Raw genomic sequence first — 17,937 nt, 5'->3', positions numbered from 1 at the left:
GGCTCAGACGCCCCCCACGACGACGCGCACCGCCAGCACGAGGAACGCCAGCCCGAACACGTCACCGGTCGTCGTCACCAGCGGGCCGACGATGGTGTCGGGGTTGTGGCCCCGTCGGTAGCCCGCGAACACGACCGCGACCACGGCCACGGTGAGCGCGATGCCCGAAAGCAGCCCTGCGATCAGTGCGACGGCGACCAGGGTCCCGAGCCCCGCCACCGGCCGCCCGAGCACGGCGAGCACGACGAACGCCACGACGGCCGCGAACCCGCTGGCCAGGAGGCCGTTGCCCATCGCGGCGGCGACCCCCGCCCGCAGCCGCCGGTCGCCGACGTCCACGCGCGGTTCCACGACACCCTGGTGGAGGCCGGTGGCGAGCCGCGCGCCGAACGCGCCGTAGACGTTCCCGCGGGTCGCCAGCAGCGCCGGCACCAGCACCAGCAGCCCCTCGACGGCCCGGAGCTGGGCGCGCATCCCGCCCAGTACGGCGCCCGCGAACAGGCCGCCGACGACGCTCGCCGCCAGCGCCGGCGCTGCCTCCCGGTAGGCGTCGACGGCGACGCGGCGAACGCTCATGCCGACGACGACGCAGCCCCCGTGGAAAAAACCTCGTCGCCGCGTGTCCGGGTCAGGCTGTCTTGAGGAGGTAGACAAGCGCGCCCGCCCCGCCGACGACCGCTGCGCCGGCGACCCAGGGCGCCCGGCTCGGGCAGCGGCCGCCGTGGCGGCTACTCCCGAGGTCGAGGTAGACCGCAAGCGGGGCGAGGAGCCACGCGTGCACCGCCACCGCGGCGGCGACCGGCGCCGTCAGGTCGACGGCCGCGAGCGCGAGCGCGACGCCGAACGCGCCGACGACGCCGTACAGGACGTCCCGCCAGACGGTCGTCGCGCCCTCGCCGTCGATGGCGACGGTCTTCCGCGCGAGGTAGGCGACCGCCACGGCGACGTTCAGCACCGGGACGATGCCGCCGACCGCCCACGGCGTCGCGCGCGGCGACCAGCCGCCGATGGCGGTGCGGCGCGCGTCCAGCCACAGCGAGACCGGGAGGACGGCGGCTGCGACGAGTGCGAGCCCTGCACCGACTGCGCCCGCTCCGGTGAGCACGGCCAGCGCGGCGGCGAACCCGGCGAGCACGCCGGCGCCGACGCCGAGCTCCAGCAGCGAGTGCGAGTGGTGGCGCTCCCCGGGGTCCGTCGCGTGGTGGGCTTCGGTGGCCGAGACGGCCACCCGGTGGACGTCGTCGCGGTGCTCGACGACGACCGTCTCGCCGGTCAGGGCACGCGGGCCGTCCACGCCGCGGCCGACCGCGTCCAGCACGCGGGCCAGCCGGCTCGACGAGTGGCCGCCGCTCGGCCACGCTTCGAGCGCACGCACCCGCCGGTCGCCAGTGTCGACGGCGAGCACGACGGCGTGCGTGGCGTCGAAGCGCACGTCGTCGGCCACTTCACTGGCCGGAACGCGCTCGACGCCGCGGACCACGCCGGTGACCGACTCCCCGGTCCCCCTGTGACGCATTCACGCGACGTTTCGCGGGGCGGGTGTTAACGTCTTCGCCTAGAACATGCCGCCGAACCCGCCGCCACCGCCGCCACCGCCGCCGCCGCCCTGCTGTTGCATCTGCTTCATCATGCGCTGCATGTCGCCGTCGCCCATCCCCTGGAACTGCTTCATGGTCTGGGCCATCATCTTGTGCTGGTCGAGCAGCTCGCGGACGCGGTCCTCGGGCTGCCCCGACCCCTTCGCGATGCGCTTGACCTGCGAGGCACCGATCGAGCGGGGGTTGGCCATCTCTTCTTCGGTCATCGAGTCCATGACGACCTCGAAGTTCCGCATGCGCTCCTGGGTGACGTCCATCGCGTCGTCCGGGAGTTCGTCCATCAGGCCGCCGCCGCCCATCCCCGGAATCATGTCCATCACCTGGTCGAGGGGCCCCATGTTGTCCATCGCCTGCATCTGCTTTTTCATGTCGTGGAGCGTGAACTCCCCCTTCATGAGGTCCTCGGGGTCCCAGTCCTCGTCCTCCTGGGTCTCCTCCATCGCGCGCTCGACGCGCTCGGTGAGCTGCTTGAGGTCCCCCATCCCGAGCAGCCGGGAGATGAAGGAGTCGGGCTCGAAGCGCTCGATGTCCTGGACCGTCTCGCCGGTCCCGAGGAACGCGATGGTCGACCCGGTCTCGTCGACGGCGGTCAGCGCCCCACCACCCTTCGCCGTGCCGTCGAGTTTCGTGATGGCGACGCCGTCGATGCCGATGGACTCGTCGAACTGCTGGGCCTGGTCTTTCGCGCCCTGCCCGATGGCGGCGTCCAGCACCAGCAGGCTCCGGTCCGGGTCGACGGTCTCCTCGATCTCCTCGATCTCGGCGATGAGGTCGTCCTCGAGGGCGTGGCGACCGGCGGTGTCCACGATGTGGACGTCGGCGTCGGCCGTGGCTTCGAGGCCCTCGCGGGCGATCTGGACCGGGTCGTCGCTGTCCGGGTCGCCGTAGAACTCCACCTCGGCGCGCTCGGCCATCTGCTCGGCCTGGTCGTAGGCGCCCGGGCGGAACGTGTCCGTCTGGATGACTGCCGGCCGCAGCCCCTTCTTCGAGAACCACCACGCCATCTTCGCCGCCGTCGTCGTCTTCCCCGACCCCTGCAGGCCGGCGAGCATGATGGTCTGTTCCTCGAGGGGGATGGTCGTCGAGTCGCCGACGAGGTCCACGAGCTCCTCGTAGACGATGCGGAGCACGTGGTCGCGAGCGCTCGTCCCGCCCGGCGGCTCCTCGTCGAGGGACCGCTCCTTGATGGAGTCGGAGAGGTCCATCACGAGGCTCACGTCGACGTCGGCCTGCAGCAAGGAGCGCTGAATCTCCTTGACGACCTCGTCGACGTCCTCCTCGGAGATGCGGGACTTCCCGCGGAGCGTGTCGAGTGTGCCCCGCAGAGAACTCCCGAGGTCGTCGAGTACCATGATTGCCAGCAGCTACGCGACCGCCCCCTAAGAGCCTTGTTCCACGCGACGGCGCCGAGACCGGCCGACGCGAGGCTCGCGGCCGCCCCTGCTACCGGCTCGCACAGGGGGAACGCTCAACCGGGACCACGCCCTACGTGGACGCGTGGCACCCGTCTACGCGACTCGCGCACTCGTCGACGTGCTGTGCGAACTCGCGGCCGACGCCGACCCCGGGTCGGTCTCGGTCCGCCTCGCAGCGACCCGCGCGGGCGACCTCGAGGCCAGCGACGGCGACGGTACTATCGGCCTCGACCCCGACACGCGCGTGCTCTCGGACTTCTACTTCCCGGACGCCGGCGACGCCCTCACGCGCGTGTTCGGCGTCGACCTCGCCGCGCCCACCGGCCAGACAGCCGGCCGGTTCGTCTCCCACCCCGACGGCAACCCCGACGTCACCGTCACCGACGACCTCCACGCCCAGTTGCTCGTCGGCATCCCGCCGTGGGACGCGAGTGACGTCCGCGCGCACGACCGCAGCGGCACCCGCCGCGACCTCGTGCTCGTCGACGCCGAAGCGCCAGCAGCCGACGCGCCGTAACACGGGCCCGCCGTTGCTGCCGCTAGTACTCGGCGTTCGAGGAAGCCGGGAGAGAGAAGCCGCCCGCCTCAGTCGTCGTCGTCGGCGAGCAGGTCGTCGACGAGCTCCTCCGGATCGAACGGCTGGAGGTCGTCGTACCCCTGCCCGGTCCCCAGGAAGAGAATCGGCTTCCCGGTGACGTGCGAGACGGAGATGGCGGCGCCGCCCTGACTGTCGGCGTCCGCCATCGTCAGAATCGTGCCGTCGATGCTGGACGCGTCGTCGAACTCGCTGGCGCGGTTCACCGCGTCCTGCCCCGCGACCGCCTCGTCCACGAAGATGGTGAGGTCGGGGTCGACGACGCGGTCGAGCTTCTCGAGCTGGCTCATCAGGTCGTCGCTGGTGTGCAGCCGGCCGGCCGTGTCGCCCAGCACCACGTCGATGTCGTTGGCCTCGGCGTACTCCACGGCATCGTAGACGACCGCCGTCGGGTCGCCGCCCTGCTCGTGGCTGATGCACTTCAGCCCGAGGTTGTCGGCGTGCTCCTGGATCTGCTGGTTCGCGCCGGCGCGGTACGTGTCGCCGTTCGCCAGCACCGCCGAGAACCCGCGCTGTTCGAGGTACTCGGCGACCTTCGCGATGGACGTCGTCTTCCCGACGCCGTTGACGCCCGTGAACACGACGGTGACGGGCTTCTCGCTGGCTGCGATGGTCTCGAGGAAGTCGAACTGCCCGACGTCGATGACCGACAGGAGGGCGTCCCGGAGCGCGTCCTCGACGAGCGCACCCGTCGACTCCGTGAACTTCCGCTCCTCGCCGACGAGGTCGTCGCGGATCTGGTCGAGGATCTCCTCGGCGACGCTCATCTCCACGTCGCTCTCGAGAAGCGCGAACTCCAGGTCGCGCAGCGGCCCGTCGAGGTCTTCCTCGTCGATGACGACGCGGCCGCGCGCCATCGACGCCGCCCGACTCACGAACCCGGCTGAAGACTCCTCCTCGCCGTCGCCGCCGTCGCCGTCGCCGCTGTCGTCAGTCTCGGCGGCTTCGGCGCTCGCAGTGTCGACGGCTGCACCCGACTGCGCGCCGCCGGACGCAGCGGCCGCTGGCGAGTCACTGACTGCGTCGTCGCCGGCGGCTGCGTCCGCCTCCGACGCCGCTGCGTCCTCCGCTTCCTCGGCCGCCTCGGGGTCGTCGAGCTCCTCGGCGTTCTCCTCGGCGACCTCCTCGGCGTCCTCCCGGAAGTTCGAGAGTTTGTCCTTCAGCCCGTCGAACATGCTGACCTTACTCGTCGCCCTGCGGCTGCTGCTGCTCCTGGGCCTGCATCTGCTGTTGCATCATCTGTTGCTGGGCCTGCTGTGCCTGCTGTTCGAGCTGGTCGGCCTCGTCGCCGAGCTCCGAGATCTCGTCCTCCACGTCCTCGATGCGCTCGTCGATGGTCTCTTTCTTCTCGTCGAGCACGTCGACGGCGTCCTCGGCGTCCTGCTCGGCGGCGTAGCCGCCACCGAGGCTCACGACGACCTCGTCGATGTCCTCGACTTCGGCGCGAACGTACGCGTCGCCGCCCAGGGGCACCTGCACCGTGGAACCGGTCTCGAGCACGTCGAGGGCCTCCTTGGCCTCCTCGATCTCGGTCTGCTCGTCGCGGAGGTCCTGGACGTCCGCCTCGAGCTCCTCGATTTCCTCCTCGATGGCCTCAATTTCCTGTGACAACTGCTGCAGCTGCTGTTGACCGCCGCCTCCAAGACTCATGTCATTGAGTCCGGCTGCGAGCGGGAAGTATCTTCCTACTCGGGGACTCGAACCGAGAAGACAAACGGGAGAGAGAAGCTGCGAGACGGCCGTCTTGAACGCCGGTGTGTCGAGCCGGTCAGTCGATGTAGCCGAGCGCGTCCTCGATGCGGCCGAGTTCGGGGCCAGTGGTGTCGTCGCCGACGACGTAGCCGCTGGCGTTCGCGACCAGTCCGGAGCCGACCAGCGGCGCGCCGTAGTTCACGGTGCCGACGTCGGCGTACGCGTCGAGCGCGTCCTCGATGCGGTCGAGCTCCGTGTCCGTCGCCTTCGGGTGACAGAGCACGCCGTCGTTCGTCGCGACGGCGGCCGTCCCGACGGTGTCGACGCCCGCGAGCTGGCCGCGCGTCACGGGGACGTCCAGCGTCTCTTCGACGGCCGCGACGGCGTCGTCGTCGAGCTCGCTGGCGACGTACGCGCCCTCGTCGTTTGCGACGACGACGTTCCCGGCGGCGTTGATTTCGCCGGGGAGTTCGCCGACGGTGACGTCGGCCTCGTCCTCGATACGGTCGCGCTCCCGGTCTCGAACGCGGTTGCTCACGAGCACGCCGTTGCTGTTCCCGGCGGCCAGCGACCCGACGGTCGACGACCCGCCGACCGTCGTCTCGACTGCGGGCACGTCGAGTTCAGCCGCGAGGTCGTCGACGAGGTCGTCTTCGAGGTCCGGTCGGACGAGCAGGCAGCTATCGGTGGCGCGAGCGAACACGCCGACGTACGAGGAACCGTGGAACGCAGCGCGTAGCAAGCTTCTCAGCCTTCGTACTCTGCTTCCACGACCGTCTCGCCGTCCTCGACGAAGCGGGCCGCGTGTACGCGGAGCTTCCGGGGCGGGCTGTTGTTGCCGGACTCCCAGATGGCGTCGTTGATGGACGGGTCGATGCGGACCTCGTCCTCGTCGACGGCGAAGTGCTTGGCGAGGTGCTGGCGGACGATCTGCATCGCCTCGCCGGCGCGCTCGTGGCTCGGGACCTTCGTCACGTCGCGGAGCGGCACCGTCACGATGCGCTCCTCGAAGTCGCTGGCGCTCATTATTCGTCGGTGTCGTTACGCCGCCAGTTGCGGCGCTTCGGGTTGCGCTGGACTTCGCGGTTCGTCTTCATCATGACCCACGCGGGGACGCGGCTGTTCTGGCGCTCCAGCTTGGCCAGCCGCTTCTTCGAGGCCTTCGACTTCTTACCCATAGTGGACGCGAGTACCACCGCCGTCGTTAAAACGTTGTTCTTCTGTCGGCGCCGTCGGCGGCCGTTCGCGGCCGTCAGCCGAGGTCGGTCGCGTGGACGGTCTCGTACACCGGGCCGTCGTCGGTGAGTGTGCTCTCGGTCAGCCTGATGTCCTCGATGCGGACCGTCCCGACCGCCGGGTGCTCTTCGGAGACGACGTTCTGGACGAGCTGTTTGCCGCCGCCGTGCTCCATGCGGGCGAGCGTGACGTGCGGCGTGAAGTCGTGGCTTTCGGGGTCGAAGCCCTGGCTCACGAACTCGGACTCGACGGCCTCGTGGAGCGCCGCGAGCGCCTCGCTGCCCTCGCCGACGCCGAGCCACACCACCGAGATGTAGTCGAGGCTCGGGAAGACACCCAGCCCCTCGAAGCTCGCGTCGAACGGCTCGACGTCGGCGTCTGCGACCGCCGCGTCGAGCGCGCCGGCGAGTTCGTCGGCGCGGGAGTCGGGGACGTCACCGAGGAACTTCAGCGTGACGTGGGCCTGTCCGGGGTCGGTGTACCGGAGGCCGTCGGCGTCCGCGAACCGGTCCTGGACCGCCGCCACCGCGTCGGCGAGGTCGTCCGGGAGGTCGACACTGACGAACAGCCGCATGCGTACGCGTCCGGGTGCGGAGGCCTTAACCACGCGGCTCGCCAACCCTGCCGTATGACTGACAGCAGCGACGACGCCGACAGCGAGCCCGCCGCGGAAGACGGGCTCGACGAGGACGTCGACGTCGCGGACCTCGACCACGAGTTCTCCTCTGGGCAGGGCTTCGACGACCCCTACGAGGGCTTCGACCTCGACCCGCCGGAGCTCGACGTCGACCCCGACCAGGTCGACCCCGTCGACAGCCGCGTCGTCGCGGACACCCTCGACGAGCGCTCGGTGGACAACGAGGACGTCGACGCGGACGAACTCATCGACGTCGGCCTGAGCTACATGGGCATCAACCGGAACGAGCAGGCCGCCGAGACCTTCGAGCGCGCCGCCCGACACGCCGACGACGAGGACCTCGAACAGGAGGCGTGGGTGAACAAGGGCATCGCGCACGGCGAGCTGGAGGAGTGGGACGCCGCCATGGGCGCCCACCGCGAGGCGCTGTTCGTCGCCGAGGACGGCGACCACGAGGCGGCGGCGCACACGAATCTGGCGTACGCGCTCTGGGAGCACGGCGAGGACGAGCAGGCCTACGAGCACGCCGAGGAAGCGGTTCGCGTGGACAAGCGCCTCCCGCAGGCGTGGTACAACCTCGGCTTCATCGAGAACGAGCGCGCGCGCCACGAGCAGGCGCTGGACGCCCTCGACAACGCCATCCGGCTGGGTTTCCAGCAGGCCGACGTCTACGAGGAGAAGTCCCGCGCGCTGGAGGGACTGGGGCGTGACGAGGAGGCCGCCGAGGTCGCCGAGCAGGCCGAGGAGATCCAGACCGAGCAGGAGCGGGAGCTCGTCGACGAGCGATGACGACGTCCGGGCCGGAGGCGGGGCCGTCGATGGTGCTGGCCGAGCGGGAGACCGAGCGCGGGCTGCTGGTCGCGGCCTGCGACCGGGACGTGCTCGGTGAGACCTACGACAACGGCGACCTCGAGTTCACCGTCAACGAGGAGTTCTACGGCGGCGAGGTGGCCTCGCCGGAGGCCGTCCGCGAGTCGCTGGCGGCCGCGAACGTCGGGAACCTCGTCGGGGAAGCGGTCGTCGACCTCGCCATCGACGCCGGGTTCGTCGACGAGGCGAACGTCCTCGACCTCGAGGACACCGTCCACGCGCAGTTCGTGCGGCTCTGACGGCGCTGATTCTTGGGGTGTCACGGATAGCGGCCGGGTTTTGGTCCACCGAAGAACAGTAGTGGCCTCCCTCCCTAGCTCGGGGTAATGGAAGCAACCGAGCAGGCGCCGCTCGACGTCGAAGCGATACGGGCGGACTTCCCGATTCTGGAGCGGGAGGTCGCGGACGGCCGGGACCTCGTCTACCTGGACAACGCCGCCACGTCGCAGACGCCGGACCAGGTCGTCGACGCCATCGCGGACTACTACCGGCGGTACAACTCGAACGTCCACCGCGGCCTCCACGAACTCAGTCAGGAGGCCTCTGTCGCCTACGAGGACGCCCACGACAAGCTCGCGGAGTTCGTGGGCGGCGAGGACCGCGAGGAGATGGTGTTCACGAAGAACACCACCGAGGCGGAGAATCTCGTGGCGTTCGCGTGGGGGCTGAACGAGCTCGGGCCGGGCGACGAGGTCGTGCTGACGCAGATGGAGCACCACGCCAGCCTCGTGACGTGGCAGCAGGTCGCCGAGAAGACCGGCGCCGAGGTGAAGTACATCCCCATCACGGACGAGGGCTACCTCGACATGGACGCCGCCGCGGAGATGATCACGGAGGACACCCAGCTGGTGAACGTCGTCCACGTCTCGAACACGCTGGGCACCGTCAACCCCGTCGGCGACCTCGCCGACATCGCCCACGACCACGACGCGTTCATCTTCGTGGACGGCGCGCAGGCCGCGCCGACGCGGCCCGTCGACGTTCAGGAGATCGACGCCGACTTCTACGCGTTCTCCGGGCACAAGATGCTCGGCCCGACGGGCATCGGCTGCCTCTACGGCAAACGGCACCTCCTCGAAGCGATGGAGCCGTACCTCTACGGCGGCATGATGATCAAGAAGGTCACGTACGAGGACTCGACGTGGAACGACCTGCCGTGGAAATTCGAGGCCGGGACGCCGGTCATCGCGCAGGGCGTCGCGCTCGCCGAGGCCGTCGACTACATCGAGGACGTCGGCATGGAGGCGATTCAGGCCCACGAGGAGGAACTCACGGAGTACGCCTACGACCGCCTCACGGAGACCGGCGACGTCGACGTCTACGGGCCGCCAGGCGACGACCGTGGCGCCGTCGTGTCGTTCAACGTCGACGGCATCCACGCCCACGACCTCTCCTCGATTCTGAACGACTACGGGGTCGCCATCCGCGCCGGCGACCACTGTACGCAGCCCCTGCACGACACGCTCGGGGTCGCCGCGTCCGCTCGCGCGTCGTTCTACCTCTACAACACTCGCGAGGAGGTCGACGCGCTCGTCGACGCCGTCGACGAAGCCCGCGACATCTTCGCGTAGCGGACGCCCTGACGCCGACTCGCGGAACGCTTTTACGCCGCTCAGCCGTACCCGGACACAAGATGAGTATGGGCTCGGACATGTACCGGCAGCAGATTCTCGACCACTACCGCAACCCCCGGAACCAGGGCGAACTCCCCGAGCCGACGTTCTCCCACGAGGGCTACAACCCCTCGTGTGGCGACGAACTCGAGTTCGACGTCGAACTCCGCGACGACGGGGAGACCATCGAGCGGGTGGCGTTCCGCGGCGAGGGCTGTGCCATCAGTCAGGCGTCGGCGAGCATGCTCTCCGAGAAGCTGCCGGGGATGACGCTCGACGAGGTGGACGAACTGGACCGCGACGACGTCCTCGACATGCTCGGCGTCGAGGTGACGCCGATGCGAATCAAGTGCGCGGTGCTCTCCGAGAAGGTCGTGCAGGACGGCGCGGAGATCTACGCCGGCGAGGCCGACGAGGTCGACCAGACGACCACCGAGGACTGACCGCTCCGCGCCGCCCACAGTTTTTCCGTGCTCGCCGGCTACCGCCGGTGTGACCGTCCCGTCGACAGCTCCGGGGTTCGTGCTCGGCGCGCTCGTCGGCGCCGTCGCCACGGCCGCCGGCTCGTACTTCGTCTTCTGGCGGCGCCAGCGCGCGGCGACCCGCCGGCTCCGCGTCGCACTCACGCACGAACTCCGGTCGCTGGACTACGTCGACGACCTCGTCGAGGCGGGCGACTACGAGGGGGTGACGACGGCCGTCGACGTGCCGGTCGTCTACGAGGCGAACGCCGACGATCTCGGCCGGCTCTCGGAGCGCGAGGTCGGTGCGCTCGTCGAGTTCTACGCGAGCCTCTACTGGCTCCGGGACCTCGAAGACCCGGAGGACAAGAAAGCCCGCATCGACGACGTCGTGGCCAAACGCCAGACGGCACTGGACGCCGTCGAGAACGGGTAGGAGTGGGCAGGCGACGTTCGGACTCTGCGGCGCTACTCGGGCTTGAGACCGCCGTCCTGCACGCGCATCACGGCCTCGCCGTCCGCGAGGTTCGGCGCGTCGACGAGCTTCACGATGCGCTTGTCGTTCTTGGACTTCCGGAGGTACATCCGGAACGTGGACTTGTGGCCGAGGATGTTGCCACCGATGGGCTTGGTCGGGTCACCGAAGAACGCGTCCGGGTTCGACTGCACCTGGTTGGTGACGACGACGGCGGCGTTGTAGAGGTTCCCGACCTTCTCGAGGTCGTGGAGGTGCTTGTTGAGCTTCTGCTGTCGGTCGGCGAGTTCGCCGCGGCCGACGTACTCGGCGCGGAAGTGTGCGGTCAGGGAGTCCACGACGAGGGTTCGTACCGGCCAGTCGCTGTCCTCGTACTCGCTGGCGATGTCGCTGGCCTTCTCGGCGAGCAGCATCTGGTGGTTGGAGTTGAAGCCCTTCGCGACGTGGATCTTGTCGAGGAACGCCTCGACGAGCTCCGTGAGGGCCTCGTCGTCGTCGACGCTCCCCTCGACCTCGTGGGCCTCCATCGCGGCCTCGAGTTTCTCCTCGGGGAGGCCACGTACCATGTCGTCGATGCGCTCCGGGCGGAACGTGTCCTCGGAGTCGATGAAGACGGCGCGGCCGTGGAGGCCGCCGTGCTCGGTGGGGAGCTGGACGTTCACCGCGAGCTGGTGGGTGACCTGGGATTTCCCGGCGCCGAACTCGCCGTACACCTCGGTGATGGACTGTGTCTCGACGCCACCGCCGAGGAGGTCGTCGACCTCGGGGATGTTCCACGTGAGCTTCCCGATCTCCTCGCGGCGCTCGAGGACGGTCGAGCCCGTCTCGAAGCCGCCGACGTCGGCGGCGTCGCGGGCGGCCTGGATGACGTCGGCGGCGGTGCTCTCGCCGACGTCGGCGGTGTTCGACAGCTCGGCGCTGTTGGCGACGGCGAGACTCTGGAAGGAGTCGAAGCCGTTCTCGCGGAGTTTCTCTGCGGTCGCGGGCCCCACACCGGGGAGTTCCTCGAGGTCTGCTTCGGGCATGTACCTCCTGCTTGTGCGGGCCCACCCATAAAGCCTCGTATACACCAGACTGAAAGTGAAAATGGCGGGCGCCGGCGGGGCGCTGCCCGGTGCTGGTGGGTGCTCGTTACCGCCGCCGTCCAGTGAGCGGTGTCCCGAGGCCGTGACGGGGTACTTAACAGCCTCCGCGCGCTATCCGGGGGCATGACCGACGCAGGCAGTAGCTTCTGCCCGCAGTGTGGAGACCCCGTCGAGGCGGGCGGCGGGAGCGGCGCGACGCGCCGCGAGCAGTCGCTGTGCGACGCCTGCTACTTCGAGGACTTCGACCTCGTGGACGCTCCCGACACCATCGAGGTGATGGTGTGCGCGCGCTGCGGGGCCGTCCACCGCGGGAACCGCTGGGTGGACGTCGGCGCCGACGACTACGTCGACGTCGCCGTCGCGGAGACGACGGAGGCGCTGGGCGTCCACCTCGAGGCCGAGGACGTCGACTGGGAGGTCCGCCCGGAGAAACTCGACGACAACACCGTCCGGATGCACGCGACGTTCACGGGCGTCGTCCGGGACACCCACCGGACCGAGCAGGTCACCGTCACGGTGAAGGTGAGCCGCCAGACGTGCACGCGCTGTGGCCGCATCGCCGGGGAGTCGTACGCCTCGACAGTGCAGGTGCGGGCCGTGGGCCGGGACCCGACCAGCGAGGAGACCGAGCGAGCCACCGAGCTCGCCCACCGCATCGTCGGCGACCTCGAGGACACCGGCGACCGGGAGGCGTTCGTCACCGAGATATCGCCGGCCGAGTCCGGCATCGACATCAAGGTCTCCACGACGAAGATCGGGCTCAAGCTCGCCCGGAAGCTCGTCGAGGAGTTCGGCGGCGGCTTCGAGGACCACGAGACGCTCATCACGGAGGACGACGACGGCAACGAGGTCTACCGGGTGACGTACGCCGTCCGCCTCCCCGAGTTCACGCCCGGAGACGTCGTGGACCTCGCCGACGACGACGGCGGCCCGGTGCTCGTGCGGTCGAACCACGGCAACCTCAAGGGCGTCCGCGTGACCACGGGCGAACCCTACGAGGCCAGCTTCGAGGACGGCGACAGCCCGGACGCCCGCAAACTCGGCTCCGTCGAGGACGCCACGGAGGCGACCGTCGTCACGGCCGAGGACGACGCCTCCATCCAGATTCTCGACCCGGAGACCTACGAGGCCGAGACCGTGCCCCGGCCGGACTACGTCGACCCAGACGCGTCGACGGTGCCGGCGCTCAAATCCCGGGCCGGCCTCCACGTCCTCCCCGATGCGTAGCCTCGCCGTCGTCGTCCCGAAGCCCGACAGCCAGACCGTCATCGACGGCCTGGAGGCCGAGGGCGTCTACGACGACCGGCGGAAGGTACGGGAGCACGACGACGACCACGTCGAACTCCCGGTGACCGAGGAACCCGACGAGGTCCCGTTCGAGCGCGCCATCGCCCAGGACGACCCGGACCCCCGTGCCCCCGACCTCGGCGACCTGCTGCGGGAGCGCGGCTGGACCGACGCCGAACGCGACCGCGCGCCGTCCTCGTGGGCGGTGCTCGGCAGCGTGATTCTCGCGGACTTCACCGACTGCCCCCACCCCCACGAGGTCGGCGACGCGCTGCTGGACCTCCACGGCGAGGCAGACACCGTCCTCGACCGCGGCGACGGCGTCGACGGCGAACACCGCGAACCCGATGTCTCGGTCGTCGCGGGCGCCGGCGACACCGAGACCGTCCACGTCGAGCACGGCACCCGGTACGCGCTGGACCTCGCCGAGGTCATGTTCTCGCCCGGCAACAAGGCCGAGCGCGCCCGGATGGGCGACGCCGTCGAAGCCGACGAGCGCGTGCTGGACATGTTCGCCGGCGTCGGCTACTTCGCGCTCCCGATGGCGCGCGCCGGCGCTGCCGTCACAGCCGTCGAGAAGAACCCCACCGCCTTCCGGTTCCTCGTGGAGAACGCCCAGCTCAACGACGTCGCCGGGAATCTGGACGCCGTCCTCGGCGACTGCCGCGAGGTCGAGGCGTCGGCCGACCGCGTCGTTATGGGCTACTACGACGCGCTCGGCGGCCCGGTCGCGGGCGAGGACCCCGGCTACCTCGCCGCCGCCCTCGACGCCCTCGAACCCGGCGGCACCGTCCACGTCCACGCCGCCGTCCCCGAGGCCGAACTCTGGGACCGCCCGCTCGGCCGCCTGCGCGAGGGCTGCGAGCGCGCCGGCCGCGAAGTCGAGGTGCTGGACCGGCGCCGCGTGAAGTCACACAGCGAGGGCGTCTTCCACGTCGTCCTCGACGCCCGCGTGGACTGACCACGTTGGGGTGGTCGCTCTCGACGCCCGCGTGGACTGACCACGTTGGGGTGGTCGCTCTCGACGCCCGGGTCGCCTAGTTCTCACGCTCGTCGTCGTCGTCGTCCGCGTCCCTGTCGCCGTCTTCGCTCCGGGGGACGACGCGGCCGTGGTAGACGAGGTGCGCGCCAGCTGCGAGGAACAGGAGGCCGAACCCGCGCACGCGCCACGCGGCCGTCCGCCCGGGGTCGAAGTCCACGTCCAGCACGACGCCGTACGCCGTCTCGCCGAGGTCCAGCAGCCGGGTCGCGCCCAGGAGGTGCAGCAGTCCCGCTGCCACCAGGCCGACGCCGAGCAGTCGCGTCCGGAGCATACCGGCGCTTCGGGCTCCCGGTCCGAAACCCCACCGGTACGCCTAACTCCCGGCAGCCACACCGCAACGGCATGGAGCGCAAGCAGTACCTCGCCATCGTCCTCACGGTCCTGATGCTCGGGTCGTCGGTCGCGTACGCCGTCTCGTTCTTCTAGCTACTACTCCGTGTTCCAGACGTCGGCGACCGGCGACCCCTTGCTCTCGCGGTCCTCGTAGTCCGTCGTCCGGCCGACGGGCGCCCCCCCGCCGGAGCCACCGCCGCCGCTTCTACCGCTACCACCGCTTTTGCTGCTGCTGCCACCGCTCCCGTCCGAACTGCTACTGCCGCCACCGCCACTCCTCGACCCGCTCCGGTCACCGCTGTCGGAGCGGTCGAACGTCTCGACCTGTTCGACGCTCGTGGTTGTCTCGCCGAGCGCGGCCTCGGGGTCGGCGGGCGGGAGGTCCGGCGTGCTCATGCGGTCGACCTGGTCGGCGAACCACGGCGGCATGTCGGTGCGGGCGCGCTCGAAGAGGTCGAGGATGCTCGCGTCGGCGACGTAGGTGGCGCCGTAGTCGTCGGGGGCGCGCACCACCCGGCCGCAGGCCTGAATGACGGTTCGGAGGGCGGTCCGGTAGTACCACGCCCACTGGCCGTCCGCGAGCCTCGCGGCCACGCGGGAGTCGTTCGTGTTGAGGAACGGCGCCTTGCACAGCACCTGCCAGCGCCCGAGGTCGTGAGCGAGGTCGAGGGCCTCCTCCATCTTCACGGAGACGAACACCTCGGGGGCGTCGCTGGCTTTCCAGCGCTCCAGTTCGGCGTCCCGGGTGTCCGAGTCGTGGGTCCGCACGCGGTCGCCGACGCCGACGTCGTCGAGGTGGGCCGCCAGCTTCTCCGCGATGTCGTAGCTGTGGGCGTGAACGATGCCCTTCTCGTCGGGGTGGTTCGCCATCGCGCGCACGACGGTCTCGGCGACCTTCGGCAGCGTCTGCTCGCGGTGCTCGTAGGTCATCTTCCCCTGCGTCACGTCGTACAGCGGCCGGTTCTCCACGGGGAAGGTGTGTTCGACGTCGACGAGCGCGACGTTCGACGGGTCGAGGCCGACGCTCCGGCAGAACGCCTCCTTGTTCAGAATCGTGGCCGAGAGCAGCGCGTGCCTGTTCGCGCGGTCCCAGACGGTGTGTTTGAGGTAGCGCTCCGGGTCCATCGGCTTGATGGTGACCGCCTCGGCGTCGGCGTCTCGCGGGCTCCGCCCGCTCGACCGTTCCGAGGCGCGTGGCGCCTCGCTGTCCACCACCCACGTCGTCGCCGACTCGGGGTCGCGGTAGTCCTCCACGAACCAGTTCAGCTCGGAGATGAGCTCCTGGAGCCGGTCCCGGCGAGCGACCTCCTCGGCGGTGAGCTCGTCCTGCCCGAGCAGGTCGTCTTTCGCGCCCTCGCAGACTCGAACGAGGTGTTCGGCGAAGTCCACGGTCCTGTCGGGGTCGCCGTCGAGGTCGTCCGGGACGCGGACGTCCTCCCAGACCGGCACCGTCCGGTCGTCGAGGTCGATGGTCGCGTACATCTCCGCCCACTCCGCGAGCCCGTGGGCCTCGTCGACGACGCAGACGTCGCGCTTCCTGAAGACCTCGCTGCCGGCGGTGCGCATGAAGTACGCCAGCGTCATCGCCGCGAAGTCCCGGGAGGACGCGATGGCGCGGTCGGAGAAGTACGGACAGCGGTGTTTCACCGCGCAGTCGTAGCCTCGCTCGCGAGCGCACGGCGCCCGGTCCACGGGCGTGGTCTCCTCGTCGGGCAGGATGCAGGTGTAGTTGGACTTCCCCCGGATGAGCTTGAAGTCCTCCAGCAGGTCGTCTTCGGCGACGTCGTCGAGCTGGCTCACCTGCGGCGTCGTGTAGTAGGCGCCGACGGCGTCGCTCGGGCTGGCGTCGGCAGCCCGCCGGGCGCACCCCATGATGGAGCGCGCGAGCAGGCTCTTCCCGCTCCCGGTGGGCGCCCGCACCAGCACCACGTCGTTCCCCGCCGCGAACGCGTCCCGGATGTCCGAAAGCGCCTGCTGCTGGGCGCCCCGGAACTCGGGGGCGGGGAACTCCCCGACGATGCGCTCGGGATTCACTGTCGGAGGCAGGCGGGCCGCGCGGAAAACGTCATCCCTTCAGCGCGTCCACGTCCGCCTCGACGGGGTCGTCGGGGAGTTCCTCGATGCAGTCGAAACAGAGGAAGTGCTCCGTGTCGTCGGCGAACTCCAGGGTCATGCCGCCGGTCCGGATCGGCTCGCTCGACCAGATGTTCGCGATGCCGCCGGCGAGCCGCACCTCGTCGCCGCAGGCGTCACAGACCTCGCTCATACCCCGAGTTGGGGCGCGCCGGCCAAACACTTTCGCCCGCAGGAGCGTTCGACCCTGCTTCGCACTTGTTCTGGAAGCCCCCGACGGGCTCCGGTCGGTGCGCTCGTTGCGCGCGCTCCCTTCGGTCGCGTGCTTTCGTCGCGCGCCTTCCCGGAGCCCGCCGCCCCCTTCCATTCCCGCCCGGTCTGATTGGCGCACTTGCGCTGACACCCGGCTGGTCAATGGGCAGAAACGTGCTCGTCGGCCACCCGGTATCGGGTGGACTTCGAAAGGGGCGGCGCGGTCGGTGAACCCGGCCGAAGTAAGCACCGCAGGGAGCATAGCGACCGAGGAGCGCAGGGAGGCCCGGGAGTCGAGCGCGCCGGGGCTTTCGTGGTTGTAGCGGAGTAGCCGGCTGATAATTGAACAGCGACAGCACCAGCCGGCGCTACAGTCAAAACGCCACACCACGAATCACCGCCCATGCAGGTCGACTGCGAGAACTGCGCCGGCTGCTGTGTGGACTGGCGCGCGCTCGCCGACACCGGCGTCGACCACGAGCGCCGCGGCCCGCAGGAACCCCTCGACGACACGTACAACCTCGTCCCCCTGACGCGGGACGACGTGCGGGCGTTCCTCGACGCCGGGCTCGGCGACGCGATGACGCCCCGGCTCTGGGAAGCCCGGGACGGCCCGAGCGTCGAGGTCGACGGCCGTGAGGTCGCCGCCATCCGCGGGAAGCCGGCGTTCTTCGTCGGCATCCGGAAGCCACCGAAGCCCGTCGCGCCGTTCGACACCGACGGTGCGTGGCTGCCCTCGTGTGCGTTCCTCGACCCCGAGACGCTGCAGTGTCGTATCCACGACAGCGACGTCTACCCCGAGGAGTGCGCCGAGTACCCCGGACACAACCTCGAACTCGACGTCGAGACCGAGTGCGAGCGCGTCGAGAACCACGTCGGCGGCGACAGGCTGCTCGACGACACGCCGCCCGAGGAACTCTCCGGGCTCCTGTTCGGGCCGCAGGCGGTCGGCCAGAAGGTGTTCGCGTACCCAGACCCCGGGGACCTGCCGGCGGGCATCGTCGACCGCCTGGAAGCCGGCGAGCTCACCGACGAGGACCGCGCGCGGTTCGTCGCCGTCGCCGCCGCCAGCGCCCCCGGCACGACCGCCGTCGAACCGACGAAGCGCGAGCAGGCCTACGAGACCGCAGTCGACGCCGACTCGTGGGTCGGGCGCGCCATCGACGACTGGGCCGAGCACGCCGATGGCGACGAGACGCCCGACCCCGAGCTCGCCGACACGGTCGAAGCGGCGAGAGGCGCGCCCCGGACGCCCGGCTGGGGCTGACAGCGC

General features: G+C 70.1%; 22 protein-coding genes. 9 read left to right on the top strand and 13 right to left on the bottom strand.

Translation table 11 applies throughout. The features are described 5' to 3' along the window. Positions 1-3: 3 nt before the first annotated feature. The 3 genes from LT971_RS00250 to LT971_RS00240 are packed head-to-tail and all read right to left on the bottom strand — an operon-like array spanning position 4 to position 2,950. Complete coding sequence (locus LT971_RS00250; protein ID WP_237004842.1) at positions 4-576, bottom strand: magnesium transporter; 573 nt, start codon at positions 574-576, stop codon at positions 4-6. A 52-nt stretch (positions 577-628) separates the two neighbouring features. After that, entirely contained in the window at positions 629-1,516 is an 888-nt protein-coding gene (locus LT971_RS00245) for a hypothetical protein (protein WP_237004841.1), read from the bottom strand. Positions 1,517-1,555: 39 nt separating this feature from the next. Then, positions 1,556-2,950 (bottom strand): signal recognition particle protein Srp54, encoded by a 1,395-nt coding sequence (locus LT971_RS00240; RefSeq protein ID WP_237004840.1) that lies wholly within the window; start codon positions 2,948-2,950, stop codon positions 1,556-1,558. Between the two features lie 145 nt (positions 2,951-3,095). On the opposite strand from LT971_RS00240, the gene LT971_RS00235 reads away from it, so the two are divergent. Continuing rightward, positions 3,096-3,530, top strand: a complete 435-nt coding sequence (locus LT971_RS00235; RefSeq protein WP_237004839.1) for a JAB/MPN domain protein-containing protein — start codon at positions 3,096-3,098, stop codon at positions 3,528-3,530. Between the two features lie 68 nt (positions 3,531-3,598). On the opposite strand, the gene ftsY is transcribed toward LT971_RS00235, so the two are convergent. From ftsY to thpR, 6 genes are all read right to left on the bottom strand, one after another. Next, positions 3,599-4,783: a signal recognition particle-docking protein FtsY gene (gene ftsY / locus LT971_RS00230; RefSeq protein ID WP_237004838.1), complete on the bottom strand. Its 1,185-nt coding sequence runs from the start codon at positions 4,781-4,783 to the stop codon at positions 3,599-3,601. Between the two features lie 7 nt (positions 4,784-4,790). Then, positions 4,791-5,258 (bottom strand): prefoldin subunit alpha, encoded by a 468-nt coding sequence (pfdA, locus tag LT971_RS00225; RefSeq protein WP_237004837.1) that lies wholly within the window; start codon positions 5,256-5,258, stop codon positions 4,791-4,793. A gap of 118 nt (positions 5,259-5,376) precedes the next feature. Next, complete coding sequence (locus LT971_RS00220; protein WP_237004836.1) at positions 5,377-6,042, bottom strand: translation initiation factor IF-6; 666 nt, start codon at positions 6,040-6,042, stop codon at positions 5,377-5,379. A gap of 5 nt (positions 6,043-6,047) precedes the next feature. Then, positions 6,048-6,326 carry a 50S ribosomal protein L31e gene (locus LT971_RS00215; RefSeq protein ID WP_237004835.1) on the bottom strand — a complete coding sequence of 93 codons (279 nt, stop codon included), beginning with the start codon at positions 6,324-6,326 and terminating at the stop codon, positions 6,048-6,050. Beyond that, the gene (locus LT971_RS00210) at positions 6,326-6,478 is read right to left on the bottom strand and encodes a 50S ribosomal protein L39e (RefSeq protein WP_237004834.1); all 153 of its coding nucleotides are present in this window, start codon (positions 6,476-6,478) and stop codon (positions 6,326-6,328) included. The genes LT971_RS00215 and LT971_RS00210 overlap by 1 nt, the downstream gene beginning before the upstream one ends. A gap of 74 nt (positions 6,479-6,552) precedes the next feature. After that, positions 6,553-7,110 (bottom strand): RNA 2',3'-cyclic phosphodiesterase, encoded by a 558-nt coding sequence (thpR, locus tag LT971_RS00205; RefSeq protein ID WP_237004832.1) that lies wholly within the window; start codon positions 7,108-7,110, stop codon positions 6,553-6,555. 54 nt (positions 7,111-7,164) lie between these two features. On the opposite strand from thpR, the gene LT971_RS00200 reads away from it, so the two are divergent. The 5 genes from LT971_RS00200 (at position 7,165) to LT971_RS00180 (ending at position 10,553) form a co-directional block, all read left to right on the top strand. Further along, on the top strand, positions 7,165-7,962 hold the full coding sequence (locus LT971_RS00200) for a tetratricopeptide repeat protein (protein ID WP_237004830.1): 798 nt from the start codon (positions 7,165-7,167) through the stop codon (positions 7,960-7,962). A gap of 29 nt (positions 7,963-7,991) precedes the next feature. Continuing rightward, positions 7,992-8,282: a DUF424 domain-containing protein gene (locus tag LT971_RS00195; RefSeq protein WP_237006234.1), complete on the top strand. Its 291-nt coding sequence runs from the start codon at positions 7,992-7,994 to the stop codon at positions 8,280-8,282. Positions 8,283-8,369: 87 nt separating this feature from the next. Beyond that, on the top strand, positions 8,370-9,614 hold the full coding sequence (locus LT971_RS00190; protein ID WP_237004828.1) for an aminotransferase class V-fold PLP-dependent enzyme: 1,245 nt from the start codon (positions 8,370-8,372) through the stop codon (positions 9,612-9,614). A 62-nt stretch (positions 9,615-9,676) separates the two neighbouring features. After that, positions 9,677-10,099 (top strand): iron-sulfur cluster assembly scaffold protein, encoded by a 423-nt coding sequence (locus tag LT971_RS00185; RefSeq protein WP_237004827.1) that lies wholly within the window; start codon positions 9,677-9,679, stop codon positions 10,097-10,099. 49 nt (positions 10,100-10,148) lie between these two features. Then, on the top strand, positions 10,149-10,553 hold the full coding sequence (locus LT971_RS00180) for a hypothetical protein (protein WP_237004825.1): 405 nt from the start codon (positions 10,149-10,151) through the stop codon (positions 10,551-10,553). Positions 10,554-10,585: 32 nt separating this feature from the next. Here LT971_RS00180 and radA read toward each other — a convergent pair whose 3' ends face one another. Continuing rightward, a complete protein-coding gene (gene radA / locus LT971_RS00175; RefSeq protein WP_237004824.1) occupies positions 10,586-11,617 on the bottom strand; it encodes a DNA repair and recombination protein RadA in 1,032 nt (343 codons plus the stop codon). A 183-nt stretch (positions 11,618-11,800) separates the two neighbouring features. On the opposite strand from radA, the gene LT971_RS00170 reads away from it, so the two are divergent. Beyond that, complete coding sequence (locus tag LT971_RS00170; protein ID WP_237004823.1) at positions 11,801-12,904, top strand: 60S ribosomal export protein NMD3; 1,104 nt, start codon at positions 11,801-11,803, stop codon at positions 12,902-12,904. After that, entirely contained in the window at positions 12,897-13,925 is a 1,029-nt protein-coding gene (locus tag LT971_RS00165) for a class I SAM-dependent methyltransferase (protein WP_237004822.1), read from the top strand. The genes LT971_RS00170 and LT971_RS00165 overlap by 8 nt, the downstream gene beginning before the upstream one ends. 76 nt (positions 13,926-14,001) lie before the next feature. Here LT971_RS00165 and LT971_RS00160 read toward each other — a convergent pair whose 3' ends face one another. The 3 genes from LT971_RS00160 to LT971_RS00150 all read right to left on the bottom strand — a co-directional run bounded on the left by LT971_RS00160 (position 14,002) and on the right by LT971_RS00150 (position 16,605). Then, on the bottom strand, positions 14,002-14,277 hold the full coding sequence (locus tag LT971_RS00160) for a hypothetical protein (protein ID WP_237004821.1): 276 nt from the start codon (positions 14,275-14,277) through the stop codon (positions 14,002-14,004). Positions 14,278-14,435: 158 nt separating this feature from the next. Continuing rightward, complete coding sequence (locus tag LT971_RS00155; protein WP_237004820.1) at positions 14,436-16,373, bottom strand: helicase C-terminal domain-containing protein; 1,938 nt, start codon at positions 16,371-16,373, stop codon at positions 14,436-14,438. Between the two features lie 31 nt (positions 16,374-16,404). Then, a complete protein-coding gene (locus tag LT971_RS00150; protein WP_237004819.1) occupies positions 16,405-16,605 on the bottom strand; it encodes a DUF7561 family protein in 201 nt (66 codons plus the stop codon). A 462-nt stretch (positions 16,606-17,067) separates the two neighbouring features. On the opposite strand from LT971_RS00150, the gene LT971_RS00145 reads away from it, so the two are divergent. Beyond that, positions 17,068-17,931 carry a YkgJ family cysteine cluster protein gene (locus tag LT971_RS00145; protein WP_237004818.1) on the top strand — a complete coding sequence of 288 codons (864 nt, stop codon included), beginning with the start codon at positions 17,068-17,070 and terminating at the stop codon, positions 17,929-17,931. Positions 17,932-17,937 lie beyond the last annotated feature (6 nt).

The sequence above is a fragment of the Halobacterium rubrum genome (assembly GCF_021729015.1).
Taxonomy (GTDB): Archaea; Halobacteriota; Halobacteria; order Halobacteriales; family Halobacteriaceae; genus Halobacterium; species Halobacterium rubrum.
Note: the sequence above shows the minus strand (reverse complement) of the source record. Positions and strands in the feature narration are given on the sequence as shown.